The sequence below is a fragment of the Clavibacter michiganensis subsp. tessellarius genome, assembly GCF_021922985.1.
GTDB classification, from domain to species: Bacteria; Actinomycetota; Actinomycetes; order Actinomycetales; family Microbacteriaceae; genus Clavibacter; species Clavibacter tessellarius.
On sequence record NZ_CP040788.1, the window covers coordinates 1,208,109 to 1,229,137 of the forward strand.

16 protein-coding genes are annotated in these 21,029 nt (G+C 72.3%); all 16 read right to left on the reverse strand.

Annotated features, from left to right (window positions below):
• Positions 1-4: 4 nt before the first annotated feature.
• Positions 5-3,466 carry a DNA polymerase III subunit alpha gene (gene dnaE, locus FGG90_RS05515; RefSeq protein WP_250890990.1) on the reverse strand — a complete coding sequence of 1,154 codons (3,462 nt, stop codon included), beginning with the start codon at positions 3,464-3,466 and terminating at the stop codon, positions 5-7.
• Between the two features lie 127 nt (positions 3,467-3,593).
• Positions 3,594-4,511 carry an RluA family pseudouridine synthase gene (locus FGG90_RS05520; RefSeq protein ID WP_094129499.1) on the reverse strand — a complete coding sequence of 306 codons (918 nt, stop codon included), beginning with the start codon at positions 4,509-4,511 and terminating at the stop codon, positions 3,594-3,596.
• Positions 4,512-4,634: 123 nt separating this feature from the next.
• The gene (locus tag FGG90_RS05525; protein WP_094129496.1) at positions 4,635-5,297 is read right to left on the reverse strand and encodes a DivIVA domain-containing protein; all 663 of its coding nucleotides are present in this window, start codon (positions 5,295-5,297) and stop codon (positions 4,635-4,637) included.
• 138 nt (positions 5,298-5,435) lie between these two features.
• Entirely contained in the window at positions 5,436-5,735 is a 300-nt protein-coding gene (locus FGG90_RS05530; protein WP_094129493.1) for a YggT family protein, read from the reverse strand.
• A gap of 68 nt (positions 5,736-5,803) precedes the next feature.
• Positions 5,804-6,301, reverse strand: a complete 498-nt coding sequence (locus FGG90_RS05535) for a cell division protein SepF (RefSeq protein ID WP_094131483.1) — start codon at positions 6,299-6,301, stop codon at positions 5,804-5,806.
• A 48-nt stretch (positions 6,302-6,349) separates the two neighbouring features.
• Entirely contained in the window at positions 6,350-7,081 is a 732-nt protein-coding gene (locus tag FGG90_RS05540; RefSeq protein ID WP_094129490.1) for a YggS family pyridoxal phosphate-dependent enzyme, read from the reverse strand.
• Positions 7,078-8,217 carry a cell division protein FtsZ gene (gene ftsZ, locus FGG90_RS05545; protein ID WP_094129487.1) on the reverse strand — a complete coding sequence of 380 codons (1,140 nt, stop codon included), beginning with the start codon at positions 8,215-8,217 and terminating at the stop codon, positions 7,078-7,080. The genes FGG90_RS05540 and ftsZ overlap by 4 nt, the downstream gene beginning before the upstream one ends.
• 135 nt (positions 8,218-8,352) lie before the next feature.
• The gene (locus FGG90_RS05550; protein WP_272930233.1) at positions 8,353-9,747 is read right to left on the reverse strand and encodes a cell division protein FtsQ/DivIB; all 1,395 of its coding nucleotides are present in this window, start codon (positions 9,745-9,747) and stop codon (positions 8,353-8,355) included.
• On the reverse strand, positions 9,744-11,165 hold the full coding sequence (gene murC / locus FGG90_RS05555; RefSeq protein WP_094129484.1) for a UDP-N-acetylmuramate--L-alanine ligase: 1,422 nt from the start codon (positions 11,163-11,165) through the stop codon (positions 9,744-9,746). The genes FGG90_RS05550 and murC overlap by 4 nt, the downstream gene beginning before the upstream one ends.
• Positions 11,166-11,207: 42 nt before the next feature.
• On the reverse strand, positions 11,208-12,311 hold the full coding sequence (murG, locus tag FGG90_RS05560) for an undecaprenyldiphospho-muramoylpentapeptide beta-N-acetylglucosaminyltransferase (protein WP_094129481.1): 1,104 nt from the start codon (positions 12,309-12,311) through the stop codon (positions 11,208-11,210).
• Positions 12,308-13,597 carry a putative lipid II flippase FtsW gene (ftsW, locus tag FGG90_RS05565; protein ID WP_094129478.1) on the reverse strand — a complete coding sequence of 430 codons (1,290 nt, stop codon included), beginning with the start codon at positions 13,595-13,597 and terminating at the stop codon, positions 12,308-12,310. The genes murG and ftsW overlap by 4 nt, the downstream gene beginning before the upstream one ends.
• On the reverse strand, positions 13,554-15,098 hold the full coding sequence (gene murD, locus FGG90_RS05570) for a UDP-N-acetylmuramoyl-L-alanine--D-glutamate ligase (RefSeq protein WP_094129474.1): 1,545 nt from the start codon (positions 15,096-15,098) through the stop codon (positions 13,554-13,556). Before murD ends, ftsW begins: the two co-directional genes overlap by 44 nt.
• Before the next feature lie 2 nt (positions 15,099-15,100).
• Complete coding sequence (gene mraY / locus FGG90_RS05575; protein ID WP_094129471.1) at positions 15,101-16,210, reverse strand: phospho-N-acetylmuramoyl-pentapeptide-transferase; 1,110 nt, start codon at positions 16,208-16,210, stop codon at positions 15,101-15,103.
• Positions 16,204-17,613: a UDP-N-acetylmuramoyl-tripeptide--D-alanyl-D-alanine ligase gene (locus tag FGG90_RS05580; protein ID WP_094129468.1), complete on the reverse strand. Its 1,410-nt coding sequence runs from the start codon at positions 17,611-17,613 to the stop codon at positions 16,204-16,206. The genes mraY and FGG90_RS05580 overlap by 7 nt, the downstream gene beginning before the upstream one ends.
• Position 17,614: 1 nt before the next feature.
• Complete coding sequence (locus tag FGG90_RS05585) at positions 17,615-19,159, reverse strand: Mur ligase family protein (protein WP_094129465.1); 1,545 nt, start codon at positions 19,157-19,159, stop codon at positions 17,615-17,617.
• 12 nt (positions 19,160-19,171) lie between these two features.
• A complete protein-coding gene (locus tag FGG90_RS05590) occupies positions 19,172-20,953 on the reverse strand; it encodes a peptidoglycan D,D-transpeptidase FtsI family protein (RefSeq protein ID WP_094129462.1) in 1,782 nt (593 codons plus the stop codon).
• Between the last annotated feature and the right edge of the window lie 76 nt (positions 20,954-21,029).

Consider the following 21,029-nt stretch of genomic DNA (forward strand, 5'->3'; position numbering starts at 1 on the left):
CGTATCAGCCCAGGCAGTTGGGGCCGAGCAGCGACTTGAGCTCCCCGTAGAGGTCGGCGCTCACCGTGACCGGGTACGGGATCTCGAAGACGCGCCCGTTGTCGCCCTTCACCAGCTGGAGCCGCACCTCGGTGTCGCCCGAGTGCCGGATCAGCACGTCGTTGAGGCCCATGACCGTCTCGGTCGTGGCGCGGTTCTCCGCCAGGCTGATGAGCAGCGGCCCCGAGCCGAGGCTCTGCCCGAGGTCGGGCTGGAACATCGAGAACGCGTGGATGTTCATGCCGTCGTCGCGCGTGGAGACGCGCCCGCGGATGACCACCACGGTGTCGCCCTGCAGCGCCGGCGCGAACTCCTGGTACGCCTTGCCCATGAACATGCAGGTGATCTCGCCGCCGAAGTCCTCGAGCTGCACCATGCCGTACTGGTTGCCGGAGTTCCGCGCCGTGCGGTGCTGCACGCTCGTGAGGAGCCCCGCCAGCGTCACCGTCTCGCCGTCCATCGACGCGTCGGTCGCCAGCAGCTCGGCGATGCCCGTCGAGGCGAGCTTCGCCAGCGGGATCTCGAGCCCGGCGAGCGGGTGGTCGGAGACGTAGAGCCCGAGCATCTCGCGCTCGAACGCGAGCTTGTCGCGCTTCGCCCACTCCGGCCGCTCGGGCACCTTGCGCGCGTGCTGCGGTTCGTCCCAGAGGCTGTCGAAGTCGAAGCCGACCTGGCCGTTCATGGCGGCGCGCTTGTCGCTCACGCTCGCGTCGATCATGCCCTCGTGCACCTCGAGGAGGGCCCGGCGGGTGTCGCCCAGCGAGTCGAAGGCGCCGGCCTTGATGAGCGACTCCACCGTGCGCTTGTTGGCGACCGGCAGCGGCACCTTCTTGAGGAAGTCGTCGAACGACTCGAACGCGCCCTGCTCGGTGCGGGCGCCGCGGAGCGCCTCGACCACGTTCGCGCCGACGTTGCGCACGGCGCCCAGCCCGAAGCGGATGTCGGCGCCGGCGGCCGCGAAGAACCCGATGGACTCGTTGACGTCCGGCGGCAGCACCTTGATCCCCATGCGGCGGCACTCGTTGAGGTACAGCGCCATCTTGTCCTTGGAGTCGCCGACGCTCGTGAGGAGCGCGGCCATGTACTCGGCCGGGTAGTGCGCCTTGAGGTACGCGGTCCAGTAGGAGACGACGCCGTAGGCCGCCGAGTGCGCCTTGTTGAAGGCGTAGTCGGAGAACGGCAGCAGGATGTCCCAGAGCGCCTTGACCGCGGCCATCGAGTAGCCGTTGTCGATCATGCCCTGCGAGAAGCCGGCGAACTGCTTGTCGAGCTCCGACTTCTTCTTCTTGCCCATCGCGCGGCGGAGGAGGTCGGCCTGCGCGAGCGTGAAGCCCGCGAGCTTCTGCGCCACCGACATGACCTGCTCCTGGTACACGATGAGGCCGTGCGTGGTGCCGAGCACCTCGCGGAGCGGCTCCTCGAGCTCCGGGTGGATCGGGGTGATCTCCTGCAGCCCGTTCTTCCGCAGCGCGTAGTTCGTGTGCGAATTCGCGCCCATGGGGCCCGGGCGGTAGAGCGCGATGACGGCCGAGATGTCCTCGAAGTTGTCGGGCTTCATCATGCGCAGCAGCGAGCGCATGGGCCCGCCGTCGAGCTGGAAGACGCCGAGCGTGTCGCCGCGGGCCAGCAGGTCGTACGCGCCCTGGTCGTCGAGGCCGAGGTCCTCGAGCACGAGCTTCTCGCCGCGGTTGGACTCGATGTTGTTGAGCGCGTCGTCGATGATCGTGAGGTTGCGCAGCCCCAGGAAGTCCATCTTGATGAGGCCGAGCGACTCGCACGCGGGGTAGTCGAACTGCGTGACGATCTGGCCGTCCTGCTCCCGCTTCATGATCGGGATGATGTCGATGAGCGGCTCGCTCGACATGATGACGCCGGCCGCGTGCACGCCCCACTGGCGCTTGAGGTTCTCGATGCCCTGCGCCGTCTCGAAGACCTTCTGCGCCTCCGGGTCCATCGCGAGCACCTCGCGGAAGTCGCCCGCCTCGCGGTAGCGCGGGTGGTCGGTGTCGAGGATGCCGGACAGCGGGATGTCCTTGCCCATGATCGCGGGCGGCATGGCCTTCGTGAGCTTGTCGCCCATGGAGAAGGGGTAGCCGAGCACGCGGCTGGAGTCCTTGAGCGCCTGCTTGGCCTTGATGGTGCCGTAGGTGACGATCTGCGCGACGCGCTCGTCGCCGTACTTGTCGGTCACGTACCGGATGACCTCGCCGCGGCGACGGTCGTCGAAGTCGACGTCGAAGTCGGGCATGGAGACGCGGTCGGGGTTGAGGAACCGCTCGAAGAGGAGGCCGTGCTCCAGGGGGTCGAGGTCGGTGATGCCCATCGCGTAGGCGACCATCGACCCGGCGCCCGATCCGCGGCCGGGGCCCACGCGGATCCCGTTCTCCTTCGACCAGCCGATGAAGTCCGCGACGACGAGGAAGTAGCCCGGGAAGCCCATCTGCGCGATGACGCCGACCTCGTAGTCGGCGCGCTTGCGCACGTCGTCCGAGAAGCCGCGCGGGTAGCGCCGGACGAGGCCGCGCTCGACCTCCTTGACGAACCAGGTCTGCTCGCTCTCGCCCTCGGGGACGGGGTAGCGCGGCATGTAGTTCGCGGACTCGTTGAACTGCACGTCGCAGCGCTCCGCGATGAGCAGCGTGTTGTCGCACGCCTCCTCGTGGTCGCGGAAGAGGTGGCGCATCTGCTGCGCGGTCTTGAGGTAGAACTCGTCGGCGTCGAACTTGAAGCGGTTCGGGTCGTCGAGCGTGGTGCCGGACTGCACGCACAGGAGCGCGGCGTGGCTGGTCGCGTCGTGCTCGTGCGTGTAGTGCAGGTCGTTCGTGGCGACGAGCGGCAGGTCGAGGTCCTTCGCGAGGCGGAGGAGGTCGCTCATGATCCGGCGCTCGATGCCGAGCCCGTGGTCCATGATCTCGCAGAAGTAGTTGCCCGCCCCGAAGATGTCGCGGTAGTCGCTCGCGGCCTTGACGGCCTCGTCGTACTGGCCGAGGCGGAGGCGGGTCTGGACCTCGCCCGACGGGCAGCCGGTGGTGGCGATGAGGCCCTTCGCGTAGGTGCTGAGGAGCTCGCGGTCCATGCGGGGCTTGAAGTAGTAGCCCTCGAGGGAGGCGCGCGACGACAGCCGGAAGAGGTTGTGCATGCCCTCCGTGGTCTCGGCGAGCATCGTGAGGTGCGTGTAGGCGCCGGATCCGGAGACGTCGTCCCGGCCGCCGTCGCCCCACCGCACGCGCGTGCGGTCCCCGCGGTGCGTGCCCGGCGTGATGTACGCCTCGGTGCCGATGATGGGCTTCACGCCGGCGGCCTTCGCCTGCTTCCAGAAGTCGAACGCGCCGAACACGTTGCCGTGGTCCGTGATGGCCACGGCGGGCATCTCCTGCTCCGCGGCGGCCTGCACGAGCGGACCGACGCGGGCCGCCCCGTCGAGCATCGAGTACTCGCTGTGGACGTGGAGGTGGACGAACGAGTCGTTGCGGGGCACGGGTCTCTTCTACTCATGGGTCGGCGGTGGAGCCATCATAGGCAGGCCCCCGGAGGTGCCTCGGGCGTGTCGGGCGTCAGTCGCGGAGGACCTCGAGGGCGTGCTGCAGGTCGGCCGGGTACGTGCTCGAGAACGACGCGCGGTCGCCCGTGCCGGGGTGCGTGACCTCCAGCCGCATCGCGTGCAGCCACTGCCGCCCGAGGCCCAGCTGCCCCGACAGGACGGGGTCGGCGCCGTACATCGCGTCGCCCACGCAGGGGTGGCGCTGCGCGGCCATGTGCACGCGGATCTGGTGGGTGCGGCCCGTCTCCAGGTGCACCTCGAGCAGGGCCGCGCGGCGGAACGCCTCGAGCGTCTCGTAGTGGGTGACGGACGCCTTGCCGTCCGCGGTGACCGCGAACTTCCAGTCGCTCCTCGGGTGGCGGCCGATGGGCGCGTCGATGGTGCCGGCCAGCGGATCCGGATGCCCCTGGACAACCGCGTGGTACACCTTCTCGACCTCGCGGTCGTGGAACTGGCGCTTGAGCTCGGTGTACGCGCGCTCCGTCTTGGCGACGACCATGAGCCCGCTCGTGCCCGCGTCGAGCCGGTGCACGATGCCCTGCCGCTCCTCCGCGCCGGAGGTGCTGAGGCGGAACCCGGCGGCGGCGAGGGCGCCGAGGACGGTGGGGCCGGTCCAGCCGACGCTCGGGTGCGCCGCGACGCCGACGGGCTTGTCGACCACCACGATGTCGTCGTCGTCGTGCACGATGCCGAGGTCGGGCACCGCGAGCGGGACGACCGACGGCTCCTGCTTGGGCTGCCAGCTGACGGCGAGCATCGACCCGCCGACGAGCCGGTCGGACTTGCCGGCCTCGCGGCCGTCCTGCGTGACGCCGCCGGCCTCCGCGACCTCGGCCGCGAAGCTCCGGGAGAAGCCGAGGAGGCGCGCGAGGCCCGCGTCGACGCGCTGCCCGTCGAGGCCGTCGGGGACGGGGATGCTGCGGTGCTCCATCGGTGGTGCCTCTTCCGGTGCGGGGGATGACGGGCCGCGCGAACGACGACGGCGACGCGGGACCCTCGTGGCTCGTGGGAGCCGGGTCCCGCGTCGCCGTCGGGCGCGCGGGTGGTGCGGGTGCTAGTTGCCCGAGTAGCCGGGGAACGAGGCGGTGGCCGGCGCCTCGGTCGATCCGGCGGAGTCCAGCTCGCGGAGCTGGCCCTCGATGTAGCCCTTGAGCTTCGTGCGGTACTCGCGCTCGAAGGTGCGGAGCTCGTCGATGCGGCCCTCGAGGACCTGGCGCTCCTTCTCGAGCACAGCGGTCTTGGAGCGCTGCTCGGCCTCGGCCTCGGCGGCGATGCGCGCGGCGGTGGCGTGCGCCTCGGCGACGAGCGCGTCGCGCTTCTCGACGCCCTCGCGGACGTGCTCCTCGTGCAGCTTGCGGGCGAGCTTGAGCAGGCTGCTCGTGCTCGAGGTCTCGTCGTCCTCGGTGGCCGGGGCGGCGGGCGCCTGGGCGACCACGGGGGCCGGCTCGGGCTCGGGGGTGGGCTCCGGCTCGACGACGACGGGCGCCTGCTCGACCGAGGCGGGCGCGGGAGCGGGGGTCTCGATCGCGGTGGTCGCGGCGGGGGCGGACTCGCCCGGGGAGAGGCGCTGGCGCAGCTCCTCGTTCTCCTGGTGGAGGCGACGCAGCTCGACGACCACCTCGTCGAGGAAGTCGTCCACCTCGTCCTGGTCGTATCCCTCGCGGAACTTGGTCGGCTGGAAACGCTTGTTGACGACGTCTTCAGGAGTGAGAGCCATGGCCTGCCACCTCTTTTGTGCGTAGAGCGGGGTCCGCGGGCGCGGACGGGGATTCGGGACAACGTGCGCTTCAACGCTACCAGCGGAACGCCCGGGTCCGGGGACTCGGGCCGCGATCCGCGGACGGAGGAGCGGCGCCTAGGCGATGAAGCCGCGCGCGACGTTGAAGAGGATGATGGCGACCAGCATCGTGATCATCCAGCCGAAGTCGAGCGCGACCGGCCCGAGGCGCAGCGGCGGGATGAGCCGGCGCACGAACCCGATGGGCGGGTCGGTGACCGTGTACGACGCCTCGGCCACGATGAGCATCGCGCCGCGCGGGCGCCACTCCCGGGAGAGGGACTGCACGAGGTCGAGGACGAACCGGCCCCACATGCAGATGATGAACGCCAGGAGGGCGAACCACACGACGGTGGCGACGAGGGAGACGATGATCACGGAGACAAGTATGGCGGGCGTCGATGGGAGCTCCCGTCGACGCCCGCCATCTCAGCGGTCCGCGTGGATCAGCGTCCGAAGAAGGAGGCCTCGACCTCGGCCTCGGTGGCCGACTGCTCGCCGGACACGGCGACGTGCGAGGGCGAGAGCAGGAAGACCTTGCTCGTGACGCGCTCGATCTTGCCGTAGAGGCCGATGGAGAGGCCGCTCGCGAAGTCGATGAGGCGGCGCGCGTCGTCGTCCGTCATCTGCGACAGGTTGATGATGACCGGGACGCCCTCGCGGAAGTTCTCGGCGATGACCTGCGCGTCCTTGTAGGCCTTGGGGTGGACGGTGAGGATCTCGTTCATTTCAGCCGGCGCCGCATTCCTTGTGGTGGTCGAGGGCTTGTGCAGGGGGGTCACGGGGGCGCGCTTCGCCTGCTGCTGCTCGCGCTGCTGGGGGGCGGGCGCCGGCGCGGGGACGGCCTGCACGGGCGACTGCTGCTGCGCGGGCTGCTGCGGGTAGTCGAGCTCCTCGTCGGCGAGTCCCAGGTACACCATGGTCTTGCGAAGTGGGTTGGCCATCATTCCTCTTTCCGTTTCGGCCTGACGAACCGGACCGCACCTCCGACATTAAGGGCGGTCGGGTCGCTTTCCCGTGATTGCCGACCCGATCCGAAGGTGTGTCGCGCCCTCGAGCAGCGCCTCGCGCAGGTCGCCGGACATGCCGGCCGAGATCGCCCGGGCGTCGGGCAGGATGCGCCGCACGTCGTCCGAGATGGCGCGCAGGCGGGCGAACGCCCGGCGGGGCTCCCCGTCGTCGGGCGCGACCGCCATGACGCCGAGGACGCGGATGCCGGCGGCGGCCGCCGCGTGCTCCGCGAGGGCCTCGGCCTCGGCTGGTGGCACGCCGCCGCGGGCCGGATCGTCGGTGAGGTTGACCTGGAGGAAGACGCGCGTCTCCTCGTCCTCGGACGCCAGCGCGTCCACGAGCGAGGGCCGGTCGACGGAGTGGATCACGGAGGCGTAGCGGCGCACCTGGCGCGCCTTCTTGCCCTGGAGCTGCCCGACGAAGTGCCAGGCGACGCCGCGCCCCGCGAGCTCGGCGGCCTTGCCCTGCGCCTCCTGGTGCCTGCTCTCCCCCAGGTCGCGCACGCCGAGGTCGACGAGCTCGCGGAGGAGCGACACGGGCTGGAACTTCGTGACGACGATCGTGGTCACCTCGCCCGGGTCGCGGTCCGCCTCGAGGATCGCGTCGGCCACCTGCGCGCGCACGGACGCCCACCGCTCGGCGAGGCCGGGGTGGGCCTCGTCGGGGTGGGCGTCCGACGCGTGCGCGCCGCCGGTCAGCGGGGCGTCGCTCACTTCAGGAAGTCGGGGATGTCCAGGTCGTCGCCGTCGTCCTCGAACGTCGGGTCGCTCGCCGGGACGGCCGCGACGGGCGCCTCGGCCTGCGGACGCGACGGCGCGGACTCGACGGCCTCCGGGGTGGCGACGGCTCCCCCGCCGGCGGCGACGAAGCCGCTGCGGCGGTTCTCGACCTTGGCCGACGGCTCGCCGCCGTCGAAGCCCGCGGCGATGACGGTGACGCGCACCTCGTCGCCGAGGGTGTCGTCGATGACCGCGCCGAAGATGATGTTCGCCTCGGGGTGCACGGCCTCCTGCACGAGCTTGGCCGCGTCGTTGATCTCGAAGATGCCGAGGTTCGATCCGCCCTGGATGGAGAGGAGCACGCCGTGGGCGCCCTCGATGCTGGCCTCCAGCAGCGGCGACGCCACCGCGAGCTCGGCCGCCTTGATCGACCGGTCGGCGCCGCGGGAGGAGCCGATGCCCATGAGCGCGGATCCGGCGCCCTGCATCACGGACTTCACGTCGGCGAAGTCGAGGTTGATGAGGCCGGGGGTCGTGATGAGGTCCGTGATGCCCTGGACGCCCGCGAGGAGCACCTGGTCGGCGGTCGCGAAGGCCTCGAGCATGCTGATGCCGCGGTCGCTGATCTCGAGCAGGCGGTCGTTCGGCACGACGATGAGCGTGTCGACCTCGTTCTTCAGCGTCGCGACGCCGAGCTCGGCCTGGGCCGAGCGGCGCTTCCCCTCGAAGCCGAACGGCTTCGTGACGACGCCGATGGTGAGCGCGCCGATCGACTTCGCGATGCGGGCCACGACGGGCGCGCCGCCGGTGCCGGTGCCGCCGCCCTCGCCCGCGGTGACGAAGACCATGTCGGCGCCCGCGAGGGCCTCCTCGATCTCCTCCGCGTGGTCCTCGGCGGCGCGACGGCCGACCTCGGGGTCGGCGCCGGCGCCGAGGCCGCGGGTGATCTCGCGGCCGACGTCGAGCTTGACGTCCGCGTCGCTCATGAGCAGGGCCTGCGCGTCGGTGTTGATCGCGATGAACTCCACGCCCCGCAGACCGAGCTCGATCATGCGGTTGACGGCGTTGACGCCGCCACCGCCGATGCCGACGACCTTGATGACGGCGAGGTAGTTCTGGTTGTTCGACACGACGGGCCTCCGCTAGAACCTTCGACCTCCGGTGGAGGCTTAGAGTTTACTCAGTATGCATTTCCTGATCCCGACGTTAGGGGGCGTCGGGCGGGTGCGGCGACCGGCGCGCCGCGTGTCGTCACACCCGGCGGATCATGGGCCCGCGACGGGCGCGTCGGGCGCCGAGACGTCGTAGGAGCCGACGTCGCCGCGGGCCTTCACGAGCGCCTGCAGCACCTGTGCCTTCTCGGCCGAGCGCTCCCCGCTCCCCCACAGCACCTTCTTGCCGCTGCGGAGGGTGAGCATCACGTCGTCGGTCGTGTTGGCCTGGATGCCGTCGACCTGCGGCAGGAAGTCCGCGGGCAGCGCGACGAGCACCGCCGTCGCGGCCCGGAAGCGCGGGCTGGAGAGGTCGGCGCTCGGCAGGTCGACGAGGGGGTAGCCGTCCGGACGCGCCGTGGCGCGCTCGATGGTGACGCCCGCGGGGTCCACGAGGTCGAAGCCCGCTCCCGACTGGATCACGGCGACGGGCGTGCGCTCGACGATGCGGATCACGAGGGTGGAGGGCGGCCGGCTCTCCGTGCTGTAGCTGCGGATGAGCGGGAAGGCGCGCAGCTCGTCGCCCACGCGGCCGAGGTCGACGAGCGGGAGGGGCGTGCCGACCTGGTCGGCGAGGGCGGCCTGGATGCTGTCGGGCGAGACGCGGTCCGCGCCCTCGACCTCGACGGTGCGCAGGGCGAGGAGCGGCGAGTAGACGGCGATGCCGACGACGATCGCGAGGACGAGGAACGCGCCGAGCGCGCCGAGGAGGCCGGCGCGGCGGCGGCGCGTGCGCTGCGTGAACCGGCGCACCTCCTGGCGCTCGTAGCGCTGGCGCTCGCGGCGGGCGCGGCGCAGCTGACGGCGGGCCTCGGCGTCGCCGGTGGTCGCGCTGGCGGGACGCGCGGGCCGGTGCGCGCGGGGCGTCGGCTCGGCGTCGCCCTCCGCGTGCGTGCGGCGGCGGAGCGGCTTCGCGGCCGTGGATCCGGCGGCCTGCGCGGCGCCGCGCGCCCGGCGGCCGAGGCGGCCGGCGATGCCGCCCGCGCGGGACGCCGTCGGCTCCCGCCCGGTGCTCGGGGCGGGAGGGGCGGTGACGGGCGCCTGCGCGAGGTGCGGCAGGACGATCGGCTCGGTGTCCGGTTCGTCGTCGTCCCGCCATGCGGCGCGGGGCCGGTCGGCCGCGGGCGGCGTCCCGCCCGTGCGGGCGGGCGTCCCGGTGCCGGAGGCCGTGCCGACGCCGGGGGCCGTGCCGGTCCGGGGTGCCGCGGGCGGCGCGACGGGGCGCGGGACGACGGGGCGCGGTGCGGCGGGTCGCTGCGCGGGCGGACGCTGCGGGGCCTGCGGAGCGGGGCGCGCCGGGTCGGTCGCGGGTCGCTCGGTCGCGGAGGCGGATGCGGGCGGGGACGCCGGCCGGGATCCGCGTCGTCGCGACGCCGGGGCCTCGGCGCCGTCCGCGGGCGCGGGCCGGCGCGGGACCCGGGGCCGGTCGAAGCCCTCGGGCCGCTTCACTCGCGCGGCCGGGGGGTCGCCGCGGGCTGGGCCGGGCGCGCCAGCGCGTCGACCACCTGCGGGATGATCCGGTACACGTCGCCGCAGCTGAGGGTCACGACGAGGTCGCCGTCGCGCGCGATCTCCGCGACGCGGTCGGCCGCGTCCTGCCAGTCGGGCAGGTAGTCGACGCGGCCGGCGTCGGCGAATCGCTCCGACACGAGCGCGCCCGTGACGCCGGGGATCGGGTCCTCGCGCGCGCCGAACACGTCGAGCACGACCGTGTGGTCGGCGAGCTCCTCGTAGACGCGCGCGAAGTCGCCCGCCATGAGCTGCGTGCGGCTGTACAGGTGCGGCTGGTGCACGGCGATGATGCGGCCGGATCCGACGACCGTCCGCGCGGCGGAGAGGGCGGCGCGCACCTCGGTCGGATGGTGCGCGTAGTCGTCGTAGACGCTCACGCCGCGGACCTCCGCGTGCAGCTCGAAGCGGCGGCCGGTGCCGGAGAACCCGGCGAGGCCCGCGATCGCGTCGTCGGGATCCACGCCGAGGCCCACGAGGACGGCGTACGCGCCGGCCGCGTTGATCGCGTTGTGCCGACCGGGCACGCGGAGCGCGGCACGTCGGGAGACGCCGTCGTGGGTGAGCGTGAAGGCGACGGGGCCGTCGGTGACGATGTCGGAGATGCGGACGTCGGCGGCCGGGTCCTCGCCGAACGTGACGATGCGGCCCTCGATGCGCGCGGTGACGCGGCGGGCGCCGGGGTCGTCGCTCGAGATCACGACGAGCTCGGACGCGGCCGACGCGAAGCGCACGAAGGCGTCGTCGAAGGCCTCGTGCGAGCCGTAGTGGTCGAGGTGGTCGGCGTCGACGTTGGTGATGAGCGCCACGGCCGTGTCGTAGAGGAGGAAGGAGCCGTCGGACTCGTCGGCCTCGACGACGAACAGCTCCTCGGATCCGGGGGCGCTGGAGACGCCGAGCCCGCCGATCACGCCGCCGTTCACGAACGACGGGTCGCGCCCGGCCTCGAGCAGCGCGGTGACGATCATGCCGGTGGACGTGGTCTTCCCGTGCGCGCCCGCGACCGCGACGAGGCGCTGGCCGCTGATGAGCCAGGCGAGCGCCTGCGAGCGGTGCAGGATCGGGAGGCCCCGCTCCTTCGCGAGCACGTACTCGGGGTTGTCCTGCCAGAGCGCGCCCGTGACGACGAGCGCCTCGGCGTCGCCCACGTGGGCCGCGTCGTGGCCGACGTGGATCTCGGCGCCGAGCTCCCGGAGCGCCTGGACGGCGTCGGAGTCTCGCGAGTCGGATCCGGTGACGCGGTGGCCCGCGGCGAGGAACAGGCGCGCGATGCCGCTCATGCCGGACCCGCCGATGCCCACGAAGTGGACGCGGCCGAGCTCGGTCGGGATGTCCATGGTCAGGTCGGGTGCGATCACGTGCGGTCTCCTCGGGAGGTGGGAAGCGGGCGGGCGGCGCGGTCAGCGCCGGGCGGCGGGCCGGGACGGGCGTGCGGCGACCGCGTCGCGCACGAGGTCGGCCATGCGGGCGGCGCCGTCGCGGCCGCCCACGGACGCGGCGGCCGCGGACATGCGCGCGAGCGCGGCCGGGTCGGACAGGAGCGGGAGCACGTGCGCGAGCACCCAGTCGGGCGTGAAGTCGGCGTCCGCCACGACGATGCCGCCCCCGGCCGCGACGACGCCGCGGACGTTGACGGCCTGCTCGCCGTTGCCGACCGGGTACGGGACGTAGACCGCGGGGAGGCCCACGGCCGTGAGCTCCGAGAGCGCGCCGGCGCCCGCCCGGGAGACGACGAGGTCGGCCGCGGCGATGGCGAGCTCCATCCGGTCGGAGTACCCGACCACGTGGTACCGCTCGACGCCCGGGTCGGTGAACTCCTGCGCGCCGCCGACGATGTGCAGGATCTGCGCACCCGTCGCGGTGATGCGCTCGGCCACCTGCACGACCGTGCGGTTGAGGCTGCGGGCGCCTGTGGATCCGCCGGTCACGAGGAGCGTCGGCCGGTCGGCGTCGAGGCCGAGCTCGGCGCGCGCGTCGGCGCGGACGGCATCGCGGTCGAGGGTCGCGATCTCGCGGCGGAGCGGCATGCCGACCACCCGCGCGCGCGGCCCGAGGGCCGTGCCGGGGAACGTGATGCCGACCGAGGCGGCGACGCGCGCGCCGAGGCGGTTGGCGAGGCCGGGCGACGCGTTGGCCTCGTGCACGACGACCGGCACGCGCGAACGTCGTGCGGCGAGGTAGGCGGGCGCGGCCGCGTAGCCGCCGAAGCCGACGACCACGTCGATCCCCCGCTCGGCGATCATGCGGCGGATCTGGCTGACCGCCCGCGCGAACGCCGGCGCGAACGCGACGGCCGCGCGATTCGGGCGGCGCGGGAACGGCAGGCGCGCGATGGTGAGCAGCTCGTAGCCGCGGGCCGGGACGAGGCGCGCCTCGAGGCCCTCGCGCGTGCCGAGGACGAGGATCGTGGACTCCGGCTCGCGCGCGCGCAGCTCGTCGGCGACCGCGAGCAGCGGGTTGACGTGCCCCGCGGTGCCGCCGCCGGCGAGCAGGTAGACCGTCACGAGCGCATGCCGATCACGGCCGGGATGACGTCCGGCGACTCCTCGGTCGTGGGCTTCCGCGCGAAGCCGAGCACGATGCCCATCGCGACGAGCGTCGTGACGAGCGACGACCCTCCCGACGACACGAACGGCAAGGGCACCCCGAGCACCGGGAGCAGGTTGAGCACCACGGCGATGTTCACGAAGGCCTGCACGATGATCCAGGTCATGACGGCGCCCGTCGCGACGCGGGCGAAGGTGTCGGTGTTGGCGCGGATCACGCGGATGAAGCCGATGGCGAGCACCACGAACAGGAGGATGACGACGATGGCGCCGATGAGGCCGAGCTCCTCGCCGATGATGGCGAAGATGTAGTCGTTGTCGGCCTCGGGCAGCCACATCCACTTGGCCTTGGAGTTGCCGAGGCCCACGCCGAAGACGCCGCCCGCGGCCAGCGCGTAGAGGCCGTGCGTGGACTGCCAGCAGCCGCCCGCGTAGTCGCACTGCCCGGTGAGGAACTCGGTGACGCGGCGCATGCGGCTGTCGCTGATGACGGTCATGAGCACCGCGAGCACGGAGCCGATCGTGAGCATGAGCGTGAGCTTGCCCATCGGGATCCCCGCGAAGAACAGGGCGCCGAGCACGATGCTCGCCATGATGATGACCGTCCCGAGGTCGCCGCCGAGCGCCACGAGGCCCACGGCGCCGCCCGCGACGGGGAGCACGGGGATGAGGATGTGCGGCCACGTGCGCAGCAGGTGGCGCTTCCTCGAGAGGATGAAGCCCAGCCAGATGACGAGCCCCACCTTGATGAGCTCGGCGGGCTGGAACGTCGTGCCGGCGATGCGGATCCAGCCGATGTTCTCGCCGACCTTCACGCCCATGGGGCCGAACACGAGCAGCTGCACGCCGCACGCGGCCAGCAGCAGGACCCACGCCCAGCGCTTCCAGAACATGGGCGGCACGAGCGAGACGAGCAGCATGAGCGGGACGCCGATGAGCGCGAACATGCCCTGCTTGAGGAAGATGCCGAAGAACCCGCCGCCCGCGACGAACGAGTCGATGCTCGACGACGACAGCACCATCACCAGGCCGAAGACCACGAGGAAGAGGGTCGTGCCGAGCAGGAGGAAGTAGGAGCCGCTCTCCGCGTGGAAGGCGCGGCCGAGGCTGATCCGGGCGGCGAGCCCGCGGCGCTGCGTGCCCTCCTGCGCGTCCTCGACGGGCGCGGACGGGGTGCGCGGGCCGCGGGGGCCCGGCGCGTCAGCCGCGCGGCCGGTCCGCGTCGTTCTCGGGGGCAGTGTCATCCGCCGCACCTCCCAGGTGGTGGTCGACCGCGGCGCGGAATCGGCGCCCGCGATCGGCGTAGTCGGTGAATTGGTCCATGGATGCCGCCGCCGGGGCCAACAGGACCGTGTCGCCCTGCTCTGCCACGCCCGCCGCGAGCCGCACCGCGGTCCGCATGACCTCCTCAGTGTCGCTCTCGGCCACCTCGAGGACCGTCACGTCGGGCGCGTGTCGCGCGAATGCCGCGAGCACCTCGGCGCGCTCGGCGCCGATGACCACGGCAGCCCGGACGCGGGCGGCGTGGGAGCGGATCAGCTCGTCGAGCTCGACGCCCTTGAGCAGCCCCCCGACGACCCAGACGACCGAGGGGAACGCGGCGAGGGACGCGGACGCGGCGTGCGGGTTCGTGGCCTTGGAGTCGTCGACGAACGCGACGCCGTCGCGCTCCCCGATGCGCTCGATGCGGTGGCTGTCGAGCTCGAACCGCTGGAGCGCCTGGCGCACGACCGCCGGCGAGACGCCGTAGGACCGGGCGAGCGCGGCCGCGGCCAGGATGTTCTGCACGATGTGCGGCGCGGCGAGCCCGACCGCGCGCAGCTCGTCGAGCGTCGTCAGCTCCAGCGCGCTCGTGAAGCGCTCCTCGAGGAACGCGCGGTCGCAGAGGATCCCGTCGACGATGCCGAGGTCGCTCGGGCCGGGCGCGTCGAGGCCGAAGCCGATGGCGCGCGCGCCGTCCTGCACGTCGGCGTCGCGGAGCGCGTCCTCGGTGGCGCGGTCGGCGCGGTTGTAGACGCAGGCCACGCGTGTGTCCGCGTAGATCCGGCCCTTGGCCGCCGCGTACGCCCGCCGGGACCCGTGCCACTCGAGGTGGTCGTCGGCCAGGTTGAGGAACGCGCTGGAGTACGGCCGCACCTCGCGCATGTAGTGCAGCTGGTGGCTGGACAGCTCGACGACGAGCACGTCGAAGCCGTCGGGGTGCCGCACCACGTCGAGCACGGGCAGGCCGATGTTGCCGCACGGGACCGCGCGCACGCCGCCCTCCTGCAGGAGCGCTGCCGTGAGCTGCGTGGTGGTGGTCTTGCCGTTGGTGCCGGTGATGGTGATCCACTCGGCCGGCGTGCCCGTCTTGTCCCGCACGCGCCAGGCCAGCTCGATGTCGCCCCACAGCGGGATGCCCGCATCGACCGCCCACGCGGGGAGCGGGTGCGTCGGCGCGTAGCCGGGCGAGACGACGACGAGCTCGGGCGCGAAGTCCACGAGCCCCGCGGGCACGGGCGACTCCTCGGTCGGCCGGACGAGGCGCCCGCCGATGACCTCGAGCAGCGTCAGGCGCTCGGGCGACGCGTCGGACGCGACGACGAGCACGTCCGCGCCGAGCTCCACGAGGGTGTCCGCGACCGAGAACCCCGTGCGGCCGAGGCCGAGGACGGCGACGCGGAGGCCGGTCCAGTCGTCGTGCCAGCTGTGCAGGGAGTCGGGGCGCGCGAGCGTCGCGTCGTCGCCGAGGGGAGCGTCCGTCATCTCTACTGCGTGATCCATTCCAGGTAGAAGGTGCCGACGCCGGCCGCGACCAGCAGGCCGGCGATGATCCAGAAGCGCACGACGACCGTGACCTCCGCCCACCCCTTGAGCTCGAAGTGGTGGTGGAGCGGGCTCATGAGGAAGATCCGCTTGCCGTGCGTGAGCTTGAAGTAGATGCGCTGCAGGATCACCGAGCCCGCGACGATCACGAACAGGCCGCCGATGAAGACGAGCAGCAGCTCCGTGCGGCTGAGGACGGCGAGGGCCGCGAGGGCGCCGCCGAGGCCGAGGGAGCCGGTGTCGCCCATGAAGATCTGCGCGGGCGAGGTGTTCCACCACAGGAAGCCGATGAGGGCGCCGACGATGGAGGCCGCGATGATCGCGAGGTCGAGCGGGCTCGCCACCTCGTAGCAGCGGTACTCGTTCTGGTAGCTGGAGACGCTGTCGCAGGACTGGTTGAACTGCCAGAAGCCGATGATGACGTAGGAGCCGATCGAGAAGATCGACGCGCCCGCGGCCAGGCCGTCGAGGCCGTCGGCCACGTTCACGCCGTTCGAGGTGCTCGCGACGATGAGGCAGATCCAGACGATGAACAGCGCCGTGCCGATGACCGCGCCGAGCGCCATGAAGTCGAGCGGCAGGTCGCGGAAGAGACTGATGGCGGTCGACGCCGGCGTGAGGCCCGACACGGGGTCGCGGAGCGTGATGGCCAGGACGGCGAACACGGCCGCGACGAGCACCTGGCCGGCGATCTTCTGCCAGCCACCGAGCCCGAGGGACTGCTGCTTGCGCGTCTTCAGGTAGTCGTCGAGGAACCCGACGAAGCCGAGGCCCACCATCATGAAGACGACCAGCAGGCCCGACGGCGTCACGGGGTCGAACCGGACCCCGTCCCACGTGAGCAGGTGCCCGACGAAGTAGCCGATGACGCTCGCCAGGATGATGACGATGCCGCCCATGGTGGCCGTGCCGCGCTTGGTGTGGTGCGACTGCGGACCGTCGTCGCGGATGAACTGGCCCCACTGCAGCCGGTGGAACAGCTTGATGAACAGGGGCGTCAGGAACAGCGTGAAGACGAGCGAGATGGCGCCCGCGCCGAGGAGGGCTACCACGCGTGCTTCTCCCCCAGCTCGTCGCCGAGGAAGCGGAGCCCGGCGGAGTTCGACGACTTGACGAGCACGAGGTCGCCGTCGCGGAGGATGCGGTCGAGCACCTCGCGGGCCTCGTCCACGTCCTCGGCGAAGATCGACTCGCCGTCCCACGAGCCCTGGGCGATGGCCTCGAGGTGGAGGCGGCGTGCGGCGCGTCCGACGACGACGAGCTGGCCGATGTTGAGCCGCACGGCGAGGAGGCCCACGCGATCGTGCTCCTCCTCGGAGAACTCGCCGAGCTCGCTCATCTCGCCGAGGACCGCGACCGTGCGCTGCTCCGGACCGCGGATCTGCGCGAGGGTGCGCAGCGCCGCGGCCATGGAGTCGGGGCTCGCGTTGTAGGCGTCGTTGATGACGGTGACGCCGTTGCCGCCGAGCACCTCCATCCGCCAGCGCTCGGCGCGCTGCACGGTCTGCAGCGCCGAGACGATGGAGTCGCCGTCGACGCCGAGCGCCCACGCGCCCGCCGCCGCGGCCAGCGCGTTCGTGACGTGGTGCTCGCCGAGCACGCGGAAGGACACCGGCCGCGTGGATCCGTCGGGCAGGTGCAGCGTGAAGGTCGTGCCGGCCGCCGAGGCGACGATGTCGGTCGCCCGCACCGCGGCCCGCGCGTCCCGCCCGAACCACAGCACGGGCGCCTCGGTCTTGTCGCTCATGGAGGACACGCGCGGGTCGTCCGCGTTGAGCACGGCCGTGTCCTCGGGCAGGAGGTCCTGGACCATCTCGGTCTTGGTGCGGAGGGTCTGCTCGATGCCGCCGAAGCCGCCCGCGTGCGCGAGGCCCACCGTGAGGACGATGCCCACGTCGGGCTTCGCCATGCGCACGAGCCGCGTGATCTCGCCGGGCCCGCTCGCGCCCATCTCGGCGACGAGGAACCGCGTGGTCCGCGTGACCTTGAGCATCGTGAGCGGCGCGCCGACCTCGTTGTTGAACGACGCGACGGGCGACACGGTCTCGCCCTGCGTCTCGAGGATCGCGTGCAGCAGGTTCTTCGTGGTGGTCTTGCCGTTGGATCCGGTGACCGCGACCATGCGCAGGCCGCCGAGCGCGCGCACGCGGGCGACGACCTCGTGGGCGAGCACGCCGAGCGCGTCGACCACGTCGGGGACGAGCACCTGGGGTACGGGCAGGTCGAGCTCGCGCTCGACGAGCAGCAGCGCGGCGCCCGCCTCGACGGCCTGCGGCGCGAAGAGGTGCCCGTCGGTCTCCTCGCCGGGCTTGGCGACGAAGATCCCGCCGGGCGCGATGAGGCGGCTGTCGGTGTCGACCGCGCCGTCCACGACGGTCTGCGGGGTGGCGTCGCCGCGCAGCAGGAGGCGGCCGTCGACCGCCTCGGCGATCTCGGCGAGGGTGAGGGCGATCATGTCAGCTCCAGCCTGCGTCGCGGAGGGCCGCGCGCGCGTCGTCACGGGCGGAGAACGGGATCTTGCGCCCGGCCACCTCGTGGTAGTCCTCGTGCCCGGGTCCGGCGACGAGGATGGTGTCCCCCTCGCCGACCAGCGACACCGCGGTGCGGATCGCGGTGGCGGGGTCGGGCACCTCGTGGATCTCGCGGTCGGGCACGGCCGCCCGCGCGCCCGCGATGAGCGAGGCCCGGATCGACGCCGGGTCCTCGTAGCGCGGGTGGTAGTCGGTGATGACCACCACGTCGGCCAGGCGGGCGGCGATCGCGCCCATCTCGGCGCGCTTCGTGGTGTCCCGGTCGCCGTCGGCGCCGAACACCATCACGAGCCTCCCGGGCGTGAACGGCCGCAGCGCCTGCAGCGTCTGCTCGAACGCGTCGGGCGTGTGGCCGTAGTCCACGAAGAAGAGGGGGCCGCTCTCGCCGGACACGCGCTCGGCGCGGCCGGGGATGTAGGCGCGGATGCCGCCGTCGCGGTCGAGCACGTGGGCGACCGCGTCGAGGTCGTAGCCCGACTCGACGAGCATGACGATGGCGAGGCCGGCGTTCGCGGCCATGAACCACCCGGGCACGGGCACGCGCGAGACGAGCACGCGGTTGTCGGGGCCCTCGAGGCGGAAGCCGGTGGAGTCGGGCGTCTGCTCGAGGACCGTCACGGTCCAGTCCGCGTCGACGCCGGGCTTCGACGAGATCGTGGTGATCGGGATGCGGGAGCCGTCGACGATGCGCTGGCCCCACTCCGTGTCGAGCGAGACGACGCCGCGGCGCGCGCGGTCGGGGTCGAAGAAGGCGGCCTTCGCGTCGAAGTACTCCTCGAAGTCCGCGTAGTCGTCGAGGTGGTCGTGGCTGAGGTTGATGAAGGCGGCCACGTCGAACACGAGCCCGTCCACCCGGTGGCGCGACAGCGCCTGGGCCGAGACCTCGATCGTCACGGCGCGCACCTCGGCCTCGCGCATGCGCGCGAGGAGCGCGTGCAGCTCGCTCGCCTCGGGCGTGGTGAGGCGGCTCGTGATGCTCTCCTCGCCGATCCGGCGCTCGGCGGTGGAGGTGAGGCCGGTCACGACGCCGAGCTGGCGGAGCAGGCCGTCGAGCAGGTAGACGACGCTCGTCTTGCCGTTCGTGCCCGTGACGCCGTACAGCGTCGCCGGGTCCTCCGCCGAGCGGTGGACCCACGCCGCGATGTCGCCGAGCGCCGCCCGCGGGTCGGGGGTGAGGATCACGGGGAGCCCCGAGCCCTGCGCGTCGGCCAGGCCGTCGGGGTCCGTGAGGACCGCGACCGCGCCGCTGGCCGCCGCCGCCGACGCGAAGCGTGCGCCGTGGGCGCGCGCGCCGCGGAGGCCGACGTACAGGTCGCCCGGCTGCACGTCGTCGGTCGACAGCGTGACGCCGGTGACCTCCACGTCGTCCACGTCGCCGACGACGTCGAGCGCGAAGTCGCTCACGAGGCCGGACAGCGACCGTGCGACGGGATGCTCGGGGCGGAGGGCGGGGGTGGCAGGGGAGGTCATCGCCCTCATCTCTCAGTAGGTCGTCGGGAGGTTCGGGGACGGCACGGTGGAGGGGGGCACCCGGTAGGTCTTCAGGACCTGGGACATGATCTTCTGGAAGACCGGGGCCGCGGCCGCCGAGGACTTCATGGTATCCGGATTGGCCAGGCTGATCGACACGACGTACTGGGGGTCCTCCGCCGGCGCGAGGCCCGCGATCGACACCAGGTAGTTCTTGCCGTACTTGCCGTCGGCCTCGGCGACCTGCGCCGTGCCGGACTTCGCGGCGACCCGGTAGCCCGGGATCGTCAGGTCCTTCGAGAGGTGGCCGTCGGTGACGACCGTCTCGAGCATGTTGACCGTGGAGTCGGCGGCCTGGGGCGAGACGACCTGGGTCCCCTCGGTCGACGGCTGGTGCGTCACGGTGCCGTCGGCCTGCTTGCAGCCGGACACGAGCGACAGCGGCAGCTTCACGCCGTGGTTGCCGATGGTCTGGTAGATGCTCGCGACCTGGAGCGCCGTCGTCGTGAGGCCCTGCCCGAACATGGTCGCGTAGTTGGTCTGCGGGTCCCACTGCTGCCACGGGCGCACGAGGCCGCTGCTCTCGCCGGGGAAGTCGATGGCCGTCTTCTCGCCGACGCCGAAGGCCTTGAGGTAGTCGTAGCGGTCGGACGCCGGGAGTCGCTCGCCGAGCGCCGAGATGCCCGTGTTCGACGAGTCCATCAGCACGCCCGCGAGCGTGAAGTGGAGGTCGGGGTGCACGTAGCTGTCGCTGAGGTTCACGTTGGGACGGGTGAACGTGTAGGGCGCCACCACGTGCGTGCCCGCGTCGGCCTTCCCGGAGTCGAGGAGCGCCGCCGCGGTCACGGACTTGAGCGTGGATCCGGGCTCGAAGGGCAGGCTGAACGCCCGGCTCCCGCGGTCGATCGGCTTCGTGGCGGACACGTCGTTGGGGTCGACCGACGGGTACTCGGCCACCGCCAGCACCTTGCCCGTCTTCACCTCGACGATCGTCGCGTGCCCGTAGTCGGCGCCGACCTTCACGGCCTGCTCGGCCACCGCGGTCTGCGCGAAGTACTCGAGGTCGGTGTCGATGTTCGTCATCACGTCGCTGCCGTTGACGGCCGGCTTCTGCGTGACCGTGCTGCCCGCGATGGCGACGCCGTCGGCGCCGCGCTCGTAGGTCTGCGATCCGTCCTGCGCGGCCAGGCAGCTGTCGTACTCCTGCTCGAGGCCCGCCTTGATCGTGCCGTCACCCGCGATGTAGCCGAGGATGCTGCCGGCGATCTGCCCGTTCGGGTACGTGCGGCTCGACACGGCCTGGAAGTAGATCCACGGGATCTTGAGGTCGCGCACCTTGAGGTAGGCGTCGACGTCGAGGCCCTTGGTCACGTAGCCGAAGAGGGACTTGGGGTCCTTCGCGAGGGCGCCCGTGATCATCGCGTGGATCTCCTCGGGCTTCTGCCCGGTGATCCCGGCGAGCTCGCCCTCCGCCTGGGCGAGGGTCACGGTCTCCTTGGCCGGCTTCCCGTCCGCGCCCGTCACCGTGCGGCTGAAGTCGCCGGCCTTGGACGGGTCCATCGTCACGTCGTAGCGCAGCACGCTGCTGGCGAGGACGTTGCCCTCGGCGTCGTAGATGCTGCCGCGGACGCCGGGCAGGGGCTGCTCGATGGCCCGCTTGCCGAGGGCGGCCTCGTTGAGCTCGGTGGCCTGGACCACCTGGATGTCGATGAGCTTGACCACGAACACCCCGATGACCGCGAGGATCGCGATGAGGGAGAAGGCGATGCGCCGTCGGTTCGAGATCGTGCTCACTCGGTGGTTCCTCTCGGTGCCTGCGGTGCGGTGCTGTGCTCCGTCGGAGCGTCGTCGTGCGGGTGTCGCGTCCCCC

Coding starts and splice junctions, on each gene's coding strand:
- dnaE (WP_250890990.1), bottom strand. CDS start 3,466: ATGCTCGACGGGGCGGCCCGCGTCGGTCCGCTCGTGCAGGCCGCCGCG.
- FGG90_RS05520 (WP_094129499.1), bottom strand. CDS start 4,511: ATGGAGCACCGCAGCATCCCCGTCCCCGACGGCCTCGACGGGCAGCGC.
- FGG90_RS05525 (WP_094129496.1), bottom strand. CDS start 5,297: ATGGCTCTCACTCCTGAAGACGTCGTCAACAAGCGTTTCCAGCCGACC.
- FGG90_RS05535 (WP_094131483.1), bottom strand. CDS start 6,301: ATGGCCAACCCACTTCGCAAGACCATGGTGTACCTGGGACTCGCCGAC.
- ftsW (WP_094129478.1), bottom strand. CDS start 13,597: ATGACACTGCCCCCGAGAACGACGCGGACCGGCCGCGCGGCTGACGCG.
- murD (WP_094129474.1), bottom strand. CDS start 15,098: ATGACGGACGCTCCCCTCGGCGACGACGCGACGCTCGCGCGCCCCGAC.
- FGG90_RS05580 (WP_094129468.1), bottom strand. CDS start 17,613: ATGATCGCCCTCACCCTCGCCGAGATCGCCGAGGCGGTCGACGGCCGC.
- FGG90_RS05585 (WP_094129465.1), bottom strand. CDS start 19,159: ATGACCTCCCCTGCCACCCCCGCCCTCCGCCCCGAGCATCCCGTCGCA.